This is a genomic window from Arthrobacter sp. TS-15 (genome assembly GCF_006964045.1).
GTDB lineage: Bacteria > Actinomycetota > Actinomycetes > Actinomycetales > Micrococcaceae > Arthrobacter.
Map to the genome: position 1 here is coordinate 1 of NZ_SDXQ01000109.1, position 1,312 is coordinate 1,312.

At 66.4% G+C, this 1,312-nt stretch carries 2 protein-coding genes; both read left to right on the forward strand.

The features are described from left to right. On the forward strand, positions 1–689 hold a 689-nt coding region (locus tag EU811_RS23095; protein ID WP_142940571.1), incomplete at its 5' end, for an MFS transporter. 238 nt (positions 690–927) lie between these two features. Beyond that, the coding region (locus tag EU811_RS23100) for a hypothetical protein (protein WP_142940572.1) at positions 928–1,312 on the forward strand (385 nt) is incomplete at its 3' end.

A 1,312-nucleotide genomic window follows, 5' to 3' on the forward strand; every position in this document is an offset into this window, starting at 1 on the left:
TGTTCGTACTGGTGGAGAAGTCGGTCCGCGCACCGCTCGTCCGGCTCTCCGTACTGACGCGCCGTAACCTGGTCGGCGGCAGCGTGGTCATGCACGCCGCATCAGGCGTCCTGATCTCCATGTTCTTCCTCTGCTCGCTCTACCTGCAGCACGTCCTGGGGCTGAGCGCCCTCAAGACCGGGCTGGTCTTCCTTCCTGTGGCGGTCGCCATCACGCTCGCCGCGCACCTGAGTTCGCAGGCGATCGGCAGGTTTGGCTGGCGCCCCGTGGCGACGACTGGGTTCGTGCTCGGAGCCGCTGGGAGCCTGCTGCTGTCCCGGGTCGAGGAGAGCGGGAGCGCATGGACCCAGGTGCTCCCCGGCTTCCTGCTCGTCGCGATCGGCCTGGGCGCCGGGTTCGTGTCCGCCACCACCAGTGCAATGAGCGACCTGCCGCACGAGGACATGGGGCTCGCCTCGGGCCTGGTGAACACCTGTCATGAGATGGGCGCCGCCCTGGGCGTGGCCGTGGTGGCCGCGGTCGCGGGCGCGAGTCTGGAATCCGGAGGGGATTCGGCCCCGTCGGTGAGCGGTTTCGACAGCGCGTTCCTGGCCTGCGCCGTGATCTCACTGGGCGCCGCTGTCGCCGGCGCGCTGCTACTCCCGCGTGGGCGCCCCGACCCGTCGCAAGGACCTGTCTTCGCACACTGACCCGGCACTGCCTGCCACCTGGCGCTCCAGGTCAAGCGGCGTTCATCAGACGCCCACGCAACGCCCGACACCCGGCCGTTTCCCCCGAGGCGGCCGGGTGCCGGGTCGCTTCAAACTGCTTGACTATGTAAATACGGCGATCGATAGTACTTTCCGATGACAAGCATTGTTCGTTGTCTATCGGGAGGGACATCGTCGTGGGGGAAGACCGTTCCTGTTGTCGTCAGGCACAGTGCTTATGAGTGCGGCCACGGGGGGCCGCAACACAACATCCGAGCAGTACGGCCCACCAGCGAAGAACTGCTCGGACGGCCACATCCTTCTGATCGATCCCGACCCCACCTCTCGAATCCTGATCCGACGGGCCCTGGAGGAATCCAGCCCATCCGCACCAGTGACATCGGTCGCTACCTCGGCGAGCATTCCCGTCGGCGGCCTGGGCGCCCCGCTGACCCTGGTCGTCTCCTCCGAGGTCAACCATCACGATGGAGCGCCCCTCGTGGACTTGCTCACCCGGCAGGACACGCACGTCGTCATGATTCTGCGAATGCACACACGCGAACGATTCGAGGATCTGCTGGGCTTTCCTCTGGACGCCGTCTTGCATAGCGAGGATCTTCGCG